The following is a 13660-nucleotide window of genomic DNA, read 5'->3' as shown; positions in this document are numbered from 1 at the left end:
CTTGTCTGCCGATCTCGTGTTTCCGACCGCCGATGACATCCGCGCTGCTGCCGGTCGCATCCGGGGCCAGGTGGTGCGGACGCCGCTGGTGAGCTCGCCGCGCCTCGCCGCCATGTCAGGTGCGAACAGCGTGCATCTGAAGCTCGAGAACCAGCAGTTCACCGGCTCCTTCAAGGATCGCGGCGCGCTCAACAAGCTATTGAGCTTGACGCCGGAGGAATCGAAGCGCGGCGTCATCGCCATGTCGGCCGGCAACCATGCGCAGGGTGTCGCCCATCATGCACAGCGGCTCGGCATCCCGGCGACCATCGTGATGCCCAAGGCGACGCCCTTCACCAAGGTCGAGCGCACCGCCGGCTTCGGCGCCAAGGTGGTGCTCGAGGGCGACACTATCGACGCGGCCGCGGTCTATGCGCGCGAGGTCGCGGCCAAGGAGAACCTGGTCTTCGTCCATCCTTACGACGATCCGCTGATCGTCGCCGGCCAGGGCACGATCGGGCTGGAGATCCTGGAGGAACTCCCCGCCTTCGACAGTTTGATCGCGCCGATCGGCGGCGGCGGGCTGATCAGCGGCATCGCCATCGCGGTCAAAGAAAAGAAGCCGGACGTGCAGATCTTCGGCGTCGAGGCCGATCTCTACCCCTCGATGCACCATGCGGTGAAGCAGCTACCGCCCGACAACCGCGGCCAGACCATCGCCGACGGCATCGCGGTGAAGTCGCCGGGACGGCTCACCCAGGCGATCATCCAGCGCCACACCGCCGATCTCCTGCTGGTCACCGAGGACCAGCTCGAAAACGCGGTGCACATTCTTGTGGAACGGCAGGGCCTGGTGGCCGAAGGCGCCGGCGGCGCCAGCCTGGCGGCTCTGCTGATCGACCCCTGGCGATTCAAGGGGCGCGACGTCGTCATAATCGTCAGCGGGGGCAACATCGATTCCCGGCTGCTGGCCCAGGTGCTGATGCGCGGGTTGATCCGCGACGGCCGGGTGGTGACGCTCCGGATCGAGATTTCCGACCAGCCCGGCGTGCTCGGCCACCTGGCCCGGCTGATCGGGTCAACCGGCGGCAACATCATTGAAATCTACCATCAGCGCATGTTTTTCGACCTGCCGGTGAAGCGCGCCGACGTCGATGCGGTGATCGAGACCCGCAACGCCGCACACGTGGATGAGATCATTTCCGCCCTGGAATCCGGCGGTTTTCCGACCCGACGCCTCTCCTCGCGGTCCGAGGAGCAGTCTCAATAAACGGACCGATAGGGCCGTCCCTAACCAAGTTTTAACTTTATTCGTCAATGGTTGGGCCGGTTCGAATCAAAGCTCCGGTCCCGTCCCCGCATGCTCGTCATCGTCGGCACTATCATTGTCTTCGGCGCTGTGGCCGGCGGTTACCTGATGGCCGGCGGCGAATTCGGCGTGCTGTTCCAGCCGAACGAGTTCGTCATCATCCTGGGCGCCGCGGTCGGCGCCTTCGTGATCGGCAACACCAAGACCAACCTGAAGGCGGTCGGCGCCGGCCTGAAGCGCGCACTCAAAGGCCCGACCTACAAGAAGGGCGACTACGTCGAGCTCCTGAGCCTGCTCTACCAGCTGTTCCGCCTCGCCAAGACCAAAGGCATGTTGGCGCTCGAGCAGCATATCGAAAAGCCGGACGAGAGCACGCTGTTCGCGGCGTTTCCGAAAGTCCAGCACAACCATCATGCCGTCGAGTTCCTGTGCGACTATCTGCGCATGATGACGCTCGGCACCGAGAATGCGAACGAGGTCGAGACCCTGATCGACGCCGAGCTCGAGAACCATCACGCGGAACAGCACAACGCCTCGCATGCCATGCAGCTGATGGCGGACGGCATGCCGGCGCTGGGTATCGTCGCCGCCGTGCTGGGCGTCATCCACACCATGGGCTCGATCACCGAGCCGCCGGAAGTGCTGGGCCATCTGATCGGCGCGGCGCTGGTCGGCACCTTCTTCGGCGTGCTGATGTCCTACGGCCTGGTGGCACCGCTCGCCGGCGCGATGAACGGCGTGGACAACGCGGATTCCAAGTATTTCCAATGCATCAAGGCCGGCCTGCTCGCCCATATGCAGGGTTATCCGCCGGCCGTCTCGATCGAGTTCGCGCGCAAAATGCTCTGGTCCACGGACCGACCGAGCTTCTACGAGGTCGAAGAGGCGGTGAGCGCCCTCCCGGCGGTCTGACGAGGAGCCGCAGGCAGTGGCCGAAGACAGACCAATCATCATCAAGCGGATCAAGAAGTCGGGCGGCGCCCATCACGGCGGCGCCTGGAAGGTCGCCTATGCCGACTTCGTGACCGCGATGATGGCGTTCTTCCTGCTGCTCTGGCTGCTGAACGCGGTGACCGAGGAGCAGAAGAAGGGCATCGCGCAATACTTCAAGCCGACCATCGCCCCGCAGAACCAGCAATCCCAGGAGGCCATCCTCAACGGCCAGCCCGCGGTGATGATGGCGGTCGACGGCGCCTCGGCGGCGCAGGCGCAGGTCGATATCGAGGACGCGCAGGAAGACGCGCAGGACGAGCCGAAGACCACCTCGCAGCCCGAAGCCGTTCCGGCCGAGGAGCAGCAGAAGGCCGAGAAGCCGGTCGATGTGCAGGAGGCGCAGCAAGTCGTCGCCAAGGCCGAGCAGCAGCAATTCGAGGACGTGAAGAAAAAGATCCAGGAGCAGATCCAGCAGGATCCGGGCCTCGCCGATCTGAAGAACAACATCGACATCCAGCAGACCCCGGAAGGCCTGCTGATCCAGCTGCTCGACAAGGAGAAGGTCTCGATGTTCCCGTCGGGCAGCGCCGCGATGAACGAGCGCAGCCGGCGGCTGCTTTCCCTGGTGGCGCATGTGGTGGCGCCGCTCGACAACAAGCTCTCGATCTCCGGCCATACCGACGCGACGCCCTATCAGGGCCGCGCCGACTACAGCAACTGGGAGCTCTCGACCGACCGCGCCAACGCAGCGCGGCGCGCGCTCGTCACCAATGGCGTCGACGACAAGCGGATCGAGAATGTTTCCGGCCGCGCCGACACCGATCCGAAGATCAAGGACAATCCGCTTTCGCCGGAGAATCGCCGGATCTCCATCGTCCTGCTGCGCGACAAACCGGTTCCCGCGCCGGGCACGCAGGGTGCGAACGCGCCCGCCCCGGCGCCGTCCGCCGCGCCGTCACCCGCCCCGGTCATGCCCGCCTCCGCGCCGGCCGAGCCAAGCGGGCCGCCGCCGGAGATTGTGCCCTCGAACCCGGCCTTGCCGGAAAGCATCACGAACGAAAGCGCGACGCCGGCCAGCACCACGCATTAGCACACGCGGGCGTGAACGCCCGACCCCACTTGCATTGGGGTTTCGCCGGGCCATATAGCGGATTGGCGTGAATGAGCAGCGAGTTTCAATTGGGCGACCGGAAACCCCCGCTGATTCTTCTTGGGTCCCGTGCGGGGGCGGGCCGAAACAGCAGCTTCGATGCAGCAGCACTCGAATGGCGCGAGCCGGAATGGCTCAGCGACCGGGCGCTCTATGATGGCGTGTTCTCGCGCCGCATCTTCGCCTATCTCATCGATGCGGTGATCGCTTTCGTCATCGTCGCGATGCTGTTCGCGGTCTCCTGCACGCTGACCGTCGGCACCCTCGGCCTGATCGGCGGCTTGCCCGCCTTCATCTTCGGCACGCCCTTCGTGCATTTCGTGCTGGCCGCCCTGACCATCGGCGGGCGCCGCGCCGCCACCCCGGGCATGCGCGCCATGGGCCTCAGGACCATCGCCTGGAACGGCGAGAACCCGGGCCTGCTACGCGGCATCATCATGACCGCGATGTACTACGTGACGGTGCCGACCACCGGCTTCCTGATCCTGCTTTTCGGGTTCTTCGACCCGCGCGGTCGGTTGCTGCACGACCACCTGGCCGGCATCCTGGTCTACCGGGCGGAGGCCGCCCGGACGGTCTAGCTCCGGGGCGGCTTGACCTTCGGCAAGCCGCACTAAGGACGTTCACCGACTAGCGCAACGCCCGGGATTCGCTTAAGATTCCCCACCATGAGCGTCCAAGGCCGTGGGTTTCCCATCCCCTTTCTGGTGACCACCGAGGTCCCCTGCCCCTATTTGCCCGGGCGGATGGAGCGCAAGATCATCACCGAGCTGTCCGGCGCGCAATCGCCGGAGCTGTTCGAGATCCTCTCCCACGCCGGATTCCGGCGCAGCCATTCGATCGCCTATCGCCCGGCCTGCGCCGGCTGCCGCGCCTGCGTGCCGGTCAGGATTGTCGCCGCGGATTTCGAGCCGGACCGCTCGCTGCGCCGGGTGATGAAGCGCAATGCCGACCTGCGTGCGACCGTGACCGACGCCGTGCCGACCCAGGAGCAGTTCAAGCTGTTCGCCCGCTATCTCGAGGCCCGGCACAACGACGGCGAGATGGTCGGCATGGGCCCGCAAGACTATGCCAGCATGGTCGGCGACAGCCCGGTCGACACCCGGATCGTCGAGTTCCGCGATCCCAGGGGAAAGCTGGTCGCCGCCTGCCTGACCGATTGGGGGCAGGACGGCATCTCCGCCGTCTACAGCTTCTTCGAGCCCGACCTCGCAAGGAACAGCCTGGGCAGTTTCATCGTTATCTGGCTGATCGAGGAAGCGCAGCGCCGGAACCTCTCCTATGTCTACCTGGGCTATTGGGTCGCCGGCAGCCAGAAGATGGATTACAAGCGGCGCTTCCGGCCGATCGAGGCCTACGGTCCGCAGGGCTGGGTGCGCCTGGCGCCGCTCGACGAGGACTTCGACTGAGCCGCGGCGCTTTGGTTCGGTCTTGGGCGGAATTTTGTGGTTCTTCCTTTGCTCCATGAAGGTTGTTAGCTTAAGTCCTGCATCAGCCGGCCCCGCGACGCGGGGGCGGCACCATCGGGCGTGCTTCACCGCCCTATCTCGAATCCCGGCTGGACCGGGGGAGGCCACTGAATGAATCGCCGCGGGTTTCTGGCTGGAGCGGGTGTCACCGCTGGAGCCAGCGTCGCCTCCGCGTTGCCCAAGCCTGCCATCGCCCAGGACAAGACCGAATGGAAGATGGTGACCGCCTGGCCGAAGGGCATGGCGGGGCTGGGCTCCGGCGCCGAGCGGCTGGCCGATCGCATCGCCAACCTTTCCGGCGGGCGGCTGACGGTGAAGGTGCTGTCGGCGGGCGAGCTGGTGCCGGCGACGCAATGCCTCGACGCGGTCTCCCAGGGCGGCGCCGACATGGCGCATGACTTCGCGCATTACCATCTCGACAAGGCGCCGGCCGCGGGCCTGTTCTCCTCGGTGCCGTTCGGCCTCGGGCCGGATGAGTTCGCGGGGTGGGTCTCCTTCGGCGGCGGCCAGGAGCTCTGGGACGAGCTCTATGGTCCGTTCGGCGTAAAGCCGTTCCTCGCCGGCAATACCGGCGTGCAGATGGGCGGCTGGATGAAGAAGGAGATCAACACGGTCAAGGACCTCGCCGGGTTCCGCATTGCGGTCTCTTCCGGCTACGCCACGCAGGTGCTGGCGCGCCTCGGCGCTAAACCGGTCAACCTCCCTGTGGGCGAGATATTCGACAGCCTGCAATCCGAGAATCTCGACGGCGCGGAATGGATCGGCCCCTATAACGATCTCTCGCTCGGCCTCTACAAGATCACCAAGCTCTGCTATTGGCCGGGCTTCCAGGAGCCGGGCTGCGGCATCGAATGTCTGGTCAACAAGCGCAAGTATGACGAGCTCGCCGACGACCTGAAGCAGATCGTCGCGGCTGCATCTGCGGCCGAGAACGCGATCAGCCAGGCGGAGTACGCCGGTCGCAATCCCGCCGCGCTCGCTACCCTGGTCAACGAATACAAGGTGCAGCTGAAGCAGTTTCCCCGGCCGGTCGTCGCCGCCTTCGGCACGGCAGCCGGCGAAACCATGCAGGAGCTCTACGACAAGGGCGACGACATCACCCGCAAGATCGCCAGCTCCTACTTCAAGTTCAGGAAGCAGGCGATGGCCTGGACCCGCATCTCCTACGCGGCCTTCGCCGATGCACGGGACGCGAAGTTCGACTATCCTGCGGGATAGCCTCCTTACGACCAAAGTCGCGGTTCCCGAGTCGGGCCAGCAAATGGCTTGAACTGACCGGCGAAACTGCACAATCTGCTGACGCGCCGTTCGGATATCGCAAACGGCCGGCGCGCCGCGCATGCGGTTAAAACAATAACTTGCGGTCAGTGGAGGGCGTTGGGAGGCCGTGACCGGCAGGAACCTGACGTCATAAGCGGATAGTCACCCGGTCCTCGCGGACCAAGAGAAGGGGAACGCCAAGTCATGGGCGCATTGCTCGCCGTCAGCCGTGCGATCGACCGGGCCAACGCCCTCATTGGCCGCCTCGTCATGTGGCTCATCCTGGCCGCGACGCTGGTCAGCGCCGGCAACGCCATCTCGCGCAAGGCATTCGATCTCTCGTCGAACGCGTTCCTCGAGCTGCAATGGTATCTGTTCGGCGCGGCCTATCTGTTCGCCGCCGCCTACACCTTGCAGCGGAACGAGCATATCCGGATCGACATTATCTCCAACCACCTGCCGAAGGGCGTACGCAACGCGATCGAGCTGTTCGGCCATGTCTTCATGCTGCTGCCGTTCTGCGCGCTAATGGTCTGGGAGACCTGGCCCAACATGATGGAGTCCTATCGGATCGGCGAAGGCTCCAGCAATTACGGTGGCCTCATCGTCTGGCCGGCCAAGGCCTGCATCGTCATCGGGTTCGCGCTGCTGTTCCTCCAGGGCATCTCGGAGCTCATCAAGCGCATCGCCGTGATCGCGGGCGCCATCCCGGAGTTCCAGGAGACGCACCACACGCCCCTGGCGGTCGAGTAGCGGGGAGACGCATGGAAGCCTTCATCATCGCGAACATGGCCCCGATCATGTTCGCCTCGCTGGTCGTGGTGCTGCTGCTCGGCTACCCGGTTGCCTTCGCCCTCGCCTTCAACGGGTTGTTCTGGGGCATCATCGGCATCTCGCTCGGCCTGTTCCACCCGACCTTCTTCCAGGCGCTCCCCGAGCGAATCTTCGGCGTGATGGGCAACGAGACCCTGCTCGCCATTCCCTTCTTCACCTTCATGGGATTGATCCTCGAACGATCCGGCATGGCCGAGGAATTGCTGGAGACGGTCGGGCAGCTGTTCGGGCCGATCCGCGGCGGGCTCGCCTATGCGGTGATCTTCGTCGGCGCCCTGCTCGCCGCCACGACCGGCGTGGTCGCGGCCTCGGTGATCGCCATGGGCCTCATTTCGCTGCCGATCATGCTGCGCTACGGCTACGACCGACGGCTCGCCAGCGGCGTCATCGCCGCCTCCGGCACGCTGGCCCAGATCATCCCGCCCAGCCTGGTGCTGATCGTCATGGCCGACCAGCTCGGCAAGTCGGTCGGCGACATGTACGAGGGCGCGATCGTTCCCGGCCTCGTGCTTTCCAGCCTCTACGCCGGCTATATCCTGCTCGTGACGCTGATCAAGCCGCATTTCGCGCCGGCCTTGCCGAAGGAGTTCCGGACGCTGAAAGGCTTCCAGCTGCTGGTCCGCGTCGTCGTCGCGCTGGTGCCGCCGCTGATCCTGATCTTCCTGGTGCTGGGGACGATCTTCATCGGCGTCGCGACCCCGACCGAAGGCGGCGCCATGGGTGCGGTCGGCGCGCTCGCGCTGGCCGCGATCAAGCGCCGCTTGAACTGGGGCATCGTCCGCCAGGCGCTGGAATCGACCACCAAGCTCTCGGCCTTCGTGCTGTTCATCCTGATCGGCTCGCGCGTCTTCAGCCTCACCTTCTACGGCGTCGACGGCCATGTCTGGGTCGAGCACCTGCTGACTGGCCTCCCCGGCGGCGTGCTCGGCTTCCTGGTCGTGGTCAATGCGCTGGTCTTCGTGCTGGCCTTCTTCCTCGACTTCTTCGAATTGGCCTTCATCGTGGTGCCGCTGCTGGGGCCAGCGGCGGCGCATCTCGGCATCGACCTGATCTGGTTCGGCGTGCTGCTCGGCATCAACATGCAGACCGCCTTCATGCACCCGCCGTTCGGCTTCTCGCTGTTCTACCTGCGCTCGGTGGCACCCAAGGTGCCCTACAAGGACCGCGTCACCGGCATCCTCACGCAGCCGGTAACCACCGGCCAGATCTATTGGGGTGCCATCCCCTTCGTCTGCATTCAGATCCTGATGATCGGCCTCACCATCGCCTTCCCCGGCATGGTGATGCGCTACCAGCACGTCGATCACAGCGCACCGCCGGCTGCGATCGACACCCAGCAGCCCGCGGGCGGCCCCGACTTCAACACCGGGCAGCCGAATTTCGGCGCCACGCCCGCACCGGCCCCCGAAAGCGGCGCGCCCGCCGCGCCCAATTTTGGCACCACGCCGGCGCCTTCCGGATTGGAAGCACCGACCGACGGGCCGAACTTCGGCAACGCACCAACGCCGGAGGCGCCCGCCGAGCAGCCGGCAGCGCCGAACTTCGGGACTTCGTCGGGCTAAAGAAAAAGAGCCCCGGATCGCTCCGGAGCCCTCTTCTTCAAGCGACGCGGCTTACTGGTTCAGCTTGCCGGCGCGCTGCTGGTTGTACATGAAGTTGTCGTAGGTGCCGTCGGCAACCTGGAACCAGAGATATTCCTCGTTGCGGAACGCCTTCACGGATTCGAACACCTTCTTGAAGTCGGCGCTCTTCTCGCTCATCTCGTTGCAGGTCTGCTGCGCGGCGTCGAAGCAGGCCGAGAGGATCTCGTTCGAGAACGGGCGCAGCTGCACGCCGCGGCCGACCAGCTCGCGGAGCGCCTTCGGGTTGAGCGCGTCATACTGCGCCTGCATATCGACGTTGATATAGGCCGCCGCGGTCTTGAGGATCGACTGGTAGGCCTTCGGCAGCTCGTTCCACTTGTCCTGGTTGACGAAGGCATGCAGCGTGGCGCCGCCTTCCCAGAAACCCGGGTAATAATAGAACTTCGCCACCTTGTCGAAGCCGAGCTTCTGGTCGTCATAGGGGCCGACCCATTCCGCCGCGTCGATCGTGCCCTTTTCCAGGGCGGGATAGATGTCGCCGCCGGGGATGTTCTGCGGCACCACGCCGAGCTTGGCCATGACCGCGCCGCCGAAGCCGCCGACCCGGAACTTCACGCCCTGCATGTCGGCGACGGTCTTGATCTCCTTGCGCCACCAGCCACCCATCTGCGCGCCGGTATTGCCGCAGGGGAAGCCGACCATCTTGAACTTGGCATAGAAGTCGTCCATCAGCTGGTTGCCGCCGCCGTAGTAAAACCAGGCGTTCTGGCCGCGGCTGTTGAGGCAGAACGGGACGGCGGCGCCAAACGCAAAGGTCGGCTCCTTGCCGAAGTAGTAGTAGCTCGCAGTATGGGCCATCTCGACGGTGGCATTCTGCACCGCATCGACCACGCCCGGCGTCGGCACGATCTCACCGCTGGCGAAGACCTGGATCTGGAACTTGCCGTCGGTCATCTCGCTGACCGCCTTCGCGAACCGCTCGGCGCCGCCGTAGATTGTATCCAAAGCCTTGGGGAAGCCCGAGGTCAGGCGCCATTTCAGCTCCGGCGCCGATTGCGCGATGGCGGGCGCCGCCACGGTCGCGCTGCCGCCGGCCGCAGCCGCGACCAGACCCGCATTCCTGATAAATGAGCGACGATTTGAGCGACGATTCATGTCCCCTTCTCCTCCCTGTGGAGTCTTGTTGAGGGCCCGAATTTCCCGCAATTGCCGGCGCTTCGCAAGTTCGACCATCGTCTTGGGTCAGCCGGGCATCCGGCCGCCTCGGTTGACTTTTCAGCCATGGGCGAGGACAAATGCGCATGGGATTTGCTGGCGTGGACCCGACTCCGCGCCCGAGATAGAGTCGAAATGACCCAATCCGCTGAGACCCAAACCTGGAGGACATCGTGAGAGCATTTTCGATTGGCACGGTCGCGATCGTGTCGGCGCTGCTGCTGGCCGGTTGCGGCAAGGAAGAGAAACAGGAATCGTCCCAGGCCGAGCAATCGAGCACCGCTGCGCCCGCGACCACCAACGAGGCGGCCACGACTCCCGCCCCCGCCGCCACCCAGGAAGCGGCCGCCACGCCGGCCGCGTCCGACAGCGGCGGCGGCAAGGTCAACGTCTACAACTGGTCCGACTATATCGGCGAGCACACCAACGAGAATTTCACCAAGGCGACCGGCATCGCCGTCACCTATGACGTGTTCGATTCCAACGAGACCCTGGAAGCGAAGCTGCTGGCCGGCAACACCGGCTATGACGTGGTGGTGCCGTCGGGCGCCTTCCTCGGCCGCCAGATCGCGGCCGGCGTGTTCCAGAAGCTCGACAAGTCGAAGCTGCCGAACATCGCCAACATCGACCCCAACATCATGAAGGCGACCGAGGCATTCGATCCCGGTCATGACTATTCGGTCCCCTATTTCTGGGGCACCGTCGGCATCGGCTACAACGTCGACAAGATCAAGGCGGCGATGCCGGAAGGCGCGCCGACCGACAGCTGGGACCTGGTGCTGAAGCCGGAGGTCGTCTCCAAGTTCAAGGATTGCGGCGTCACCATGCTCGATGCGCCGAGCGACGTCCTGCAATCCGTGCTGATCTATCTCGGCAAGGACCCGCATTCCGAGAAGGCCGAGGACTATGCCGAGGTGCAGAAGGTCCTGACCGCGGTCCGGCCGAACATCAAGTACTTCCACTCGTCCAGCTACATCAACGACATCGCCAACGGCGAGATCTGCCTGGCGATCGGCTGGAACGGCGACTTCGGCATCGCCCAGACCCGCGCCGACGAAGCCAAGAACGGCGTGAAGATCCAGTACGTCATTCCGAAGGAAGGCGCACTGCTCTGGGTCGACAACCTCGCCATGCCGAAGGACGCGGCCAATGTCGATGCCGCGCTGAAATACATCAACAACATGCTCGACCCGCAGGTCGCCGCGGACAATGCCAACTTCGTGCATTACGCCTCGCCGAACAAGGCCGCCCTGGACAAGAACCTGATCGCCGAGGAGGACAAGAACAACCCGGCGATCTATCCGCCGGCCGATGTCATGGCCAAGCTCGCCGGCGATAAGGTCGCCTCGCCGGAGCTCGACCAGCTGCGGACCCGCACCTGGACGACCATCAAGACCGGCCAGTAAGCCTGCTTCGATTGTTATCGCATCGAACCCCGCGTCCAGCCTCTGGGCGCGGGGTTTTTCTTTCCCGCCCGGCTCGAAATGGGCCGCGATTGACAATCCGGTGCCGGACGCGGTCAGATGACGGCGGGGCTACAATGACGTTCCGGTTGCAATCCGGACGCTGACAACAGGGCGTTCTGTCGGAATTCCGCTTGGATTCCAAGGGGCCGGCTCTCTACAGGGAGGGTTCGATGGCGCAATCGACCGCATGGCCAAGGGCGATGGCTTGGGCCGCCGCCTTGGGCACAGGGCTGCTGTTGTCGATGCTGCCGGCCGCCGCCCAGGAGGCGGGCGACGCCGAGCGGCTCGTCAACGTCTCGAACTGGTCCGACTACATCGACATGGAGAACGTGAAGGCGTTCGAGAAGGAATACGGGATCAAGGTCAACTACGACACCTATGACGGCGACGAGACCCTGGAAGCCAAGCTGCTGACCGGTCACACCGGCTACGACGTCGTCTTCCCGTCCTCCAACTACTTCGCGCGGGGCATCCGGACCGGGCTCTACATGAAGCTCGACAAGGCCGCGCTCGGCAACATGAACAACATCGACCGCTGGATCCTGGACCTGCTCTCGAAGCAGGCCGATCCCGGCAACCAGTATGCGGCGCCCTATAACTACGGGACCAACGGCTTCACCTATAACGTCGACATGATCGAGAAGCGCATGAAGAATGCGCCGGTCGACAGTTTGGCGCTGATCTTCGACCCCGCGGTGCTGGCGAAGTTCCAGGACTGCGGCGTCTCCTTCCTGGACTCTCCGGAGGACGTGATCCCGCTGGCGCTCGCCTACATGGGCAAGAACCCGACGTCGCAGGATGAGGCCGACATCAAGGCGGCGATCGACCTGCTGATGAAGGTCCGGCCCTACATCCGGAAATTCGACTCCGCCGGCTATCTCAACGATCTGCCGAACAGCGATCTGTGCATCGCCATGAGCTGGTCGGGCGATTATGCGACGGCGACCCAGCGCGCCATCGACGCCAAGGTCAAGATCAACCTCGCCTACACCATCCCGAAGGAAGGCACCAATATCTGGTTCGACGCCATGGTGGTGCCCAAGGACGCGCCGCATCCGAAGAACGCGATGCTGTTCATCAACTTCATGATGCGGCCGGAGGTGGCGGCGGCCAACACCAACTTCACCTATTATGCGACCGCCAACATGGCGGCGATGAAATTCGTCAACAAGGACATCCTCGACGATCCGGCGATCTACCCGGATCCGAAGGTCATGGCCAACGGCTATCCCAGCGTCGTGCGCAACGGGGATATCCAGCAACTCATCGCGCGGGAATGGACCCGCTTCAAGACCGGACAATAGGAAGAATCATGGCAGCAGAGAAACCGGCCCACAGCCTGACCAGCACGCCCTGGAAGGAGCCCGGCGCCGAGCCCTACATCCGGATCGAGAATGTCACCAAGAAATTCGGCGACTTCGTCGCGGTCAACGACGTCTCGCTCAACATCTATCGCGGCGAGCTGTTCTCGCTGCTGGGCGGTTCCGGCTGCGGCAAGACGACCCTGCTCCGCATGCTGGCCGGCTTCGAGGAGCCGACCTCCGGTAAGATCTATATCGACGGCATCGACATGGCCGGCATCCCGCCTTATGCGCGGCCGACCAACATGATGTTCCAGTCTTATGCCCTCTTCCCGCATATGACGGTCGAGGCCAATGTCGCCTTCGGCCTGAAGCAGGACAAGGTGCCGGCCGCCGAGGTCAACACGCGGGTCCGCCAGATCCTCGACATGGTGCAGCTGACGCCGTTCATCAAGCGCAAGCCGCACCAGCTCTCCGGCGGCCAGCGCCAGCGCGTCGCCCTGGCCCGCGCCCTGGTCAAGGCGCCGAAGCTGCTGCTGCTCGACGAGCCCCTGGGCGCGCTGGACAAAAAGCTGCGCGAGGCGACCCAGTTCGAGATCATGAACATCCAGGACAAGCTCGGCATCACCTTCATCGTCGTGACCCACGACCAGGAAGAGGCGATGACGCTGTCGACCCGGATCGGCGTCATGCACCAGGGCCAGATCGTGCAGATCGGCACCCCGCAGGAGATCTACGAATATCCCAACACCAAGCACGTCGCCGACTTCATCGGCTCGGTCAACCTGTTCGAGGGCCGGCTGATCGAGGACGAGCCCGATCACGTGCTGATCGACTCCCCCGATGCCGGCGGCCGGATCTACGTCGATCACGGCATCTCCTCCTCGCCCGGGGCCCAGGTCTGGGCGGCGATCCGGCCGGAGAAGATGACCCTCACCAAGGGCGAGCGCGGCGAGCCCTACAACTGCCTCAAGGGCACGGTCAAGGGCATCGCTTATATGGGCAATCTCTCGATCTACCTGGTGGCGCTCGACAGCGGCAAGGAGGTCAAGGTGACCATGCCGAACCAGATGCGGGCCGCCGAGCAGGAAATCGGTTGGGACGACCGGGTGACCATCACCTGGCACGCCAACAGCCCTGTCGTCCTGATGTCGTGAGGCG

12 protein-coding genes are annotated in these 13660 nt (G+C 64.5%); 11 read left to right on the top strand and 1 reads right to left on the bottom strand.

Annotated features, from left to right (window positions below):
* Nucleotide 1 precedes the first annotated feature (1 nt).
* The 8 genes from ACH2CY_RS14085 to ACH2CY_RS14050 all read left to right on the top strand — a co-directional run bounded on the left by ACH2CY_RS14085 (nt 2) and on the right by ACH2CY_RS14050 (nt 8496).
* Nucleotides 2-1249, top strand: coding sequence for a threonine ammonia-lyase (locus tag ACH2CY_RS14085; RefSeq protein ID WP_395019903.1), 1248 nt, complete (start codon nt 2-4; stop codon nt 1247-1249).
* 90 nt (nt 1250-1339) lie between these two features.
* A complete protein-coding gene (motA, locus tag ACH2CY_RS14080; RefSeq protein ID WP_395019902.1) occupies nt 1340-2200 on the top strand; it encodes a flagellar motor stator protein MotA in 861 nt (286 codons plus the stop codon).
* 16 nt (nt 2201-2216) lie between these two features.
* Nucleotides 2217-3311 (top strand): flagellar motor protein MotB, encoded by a 1095-nt coding sequence (gene motB / locus ACH2CY_RS14075; protein WP_395019901.1) that lies wholly within the window; start codon nt 2217-2219, stop codon nt 3309-3311.
* A 71-nt stretch (nt 3312-3382) separates the two neighbouring features.
* Nucleotides 3383-3952 (top strand): RDD family protein, encoded by a 570-nt coding sequence (locus ACH2CY_RS14070; RefSeq protein ID WP_395019900.1) that lies wholly within the window; start codon nt 3383-3385, stop codon nt 3950-3952.
* Between the two features lie 87 nt (nt 3953-4039).
* Nucleotides 4040-4780, top strand: coding sequence for an arginyltransferase (locus tag ACH2CY_RS14065; protein WP_395019899.1), 741 nt, complete (start codon nt 4040-4042; stop codon nt 4778-4780).
* A 171-nt stretch (nt 4781-4951) separates the two neighbouring features.
* A complete protein-coding gene (locus tag ACH2CY_RS14060; RefSeq protein ID WP_395019897.1) occupies nt 4952-6058 on the top strand; it encodes a TRAP transporter substrate-binding protein in 1107 nt (368 codons plus the stop codon).
* A gap of 246 nt (nt 6059-6304) precedes the next feature.
* The gene (locus tag ACH2CY_RS14055) at nt 6305-6853 is read left to right on the top strand and encodes a TRAP transporter small permease subunit (RefSeq protein ID WP_395019896.1); all 549 of its coding nucleotides are present in this window, start codon (nt 6305-6307) and stop codon (nt 6851-6853) included.
* 11 nt (nt 6854-6864) lie between these two features.
* Nucleotides 6865-8496, top strand: coding sequence for a TRAP transporter large permease subunit (locus ACH2CY_RS14050; protein WP_395019895.1), 1632 nt, complete (start codon nt 6865-6867; stop codon nt 8494-8496).
* Nucleotides 8497-8547: 51 nt separating this feature from the next.
* Here ACH2CY_RS14050 and ACH2CY_RS14045 read toward each other — a convergent pair whose 3' ends face one another.
* Nucleotides 8548-9672 carry a TRAP transporter substrate-binding protein gene (locus ACH2CY_RS14045; protein WP_395019894.1) on the bottom strand — a complete coding sequence of 375 codons (1125 nt, stop codon included), beginning with the start codon at nt 9670-9672 and terminating at the stop codon, nt 8548-8550.
* 233 nt (nt 9673-9905) lie between these two features.
* Here ACH2CY_RS14045 and ACH2CY_RS14040 point away from each other — a divergent pair, with 233 nt between their 5' ends.
* From ACH2CY_RS14040 to ACH2CY_RS14030, 3 genes are all read left to right on the top strand, one after another.
* On the top strand, nt 9906-11138 hold the full coding sequence (locus ACH2CY_RS14040) for a polyamine ABC transporter substrate-binding protein (protein WP_395019892.1): 1233 nt from the start codon (nt 9906-9908) through the stop codon (nt 11136-11138).
* Between the two features lie 230 nt (nt 11139-11368).
* Complete coding sequence (locus ACH2CY_RS14035; protein WP_395019891.1) at nt 11369-12502, top strand: polyamine ABC transporter substrate-binding protein; 1134 nt, start codon at nt 11369-11371, stop codon at nt 12500-12502.
* 8 nt (nt 12503-12510) lie between these two features.
* A complete protein-coding gene (locus tag ACH2CY_RS14030) occupies nt 12511-13656 on the top strand; it encodes an ABC transporter ATP-binding protein (protein ID WP_395019890.1) in 1146 nt (381 codons plus the stop codon).
* The last annotated feature ends 4 nt before the right edge of the window (nt 13657-13660 follow it).

This window comes from Dongia sp., from assembly GCF_041905885.1.
In the GTDB taxonomy this organism is placed as follows: domain Bacteria; phylum Pseudomonadota; class Alphaproteobacteria; order Dongiales; family Dongiaceae; genus Dongia.
Note: the sequence above shows the minus strand (reverse complement) of the source record. Positions and strands in the feature narration are given on the sequence as shown.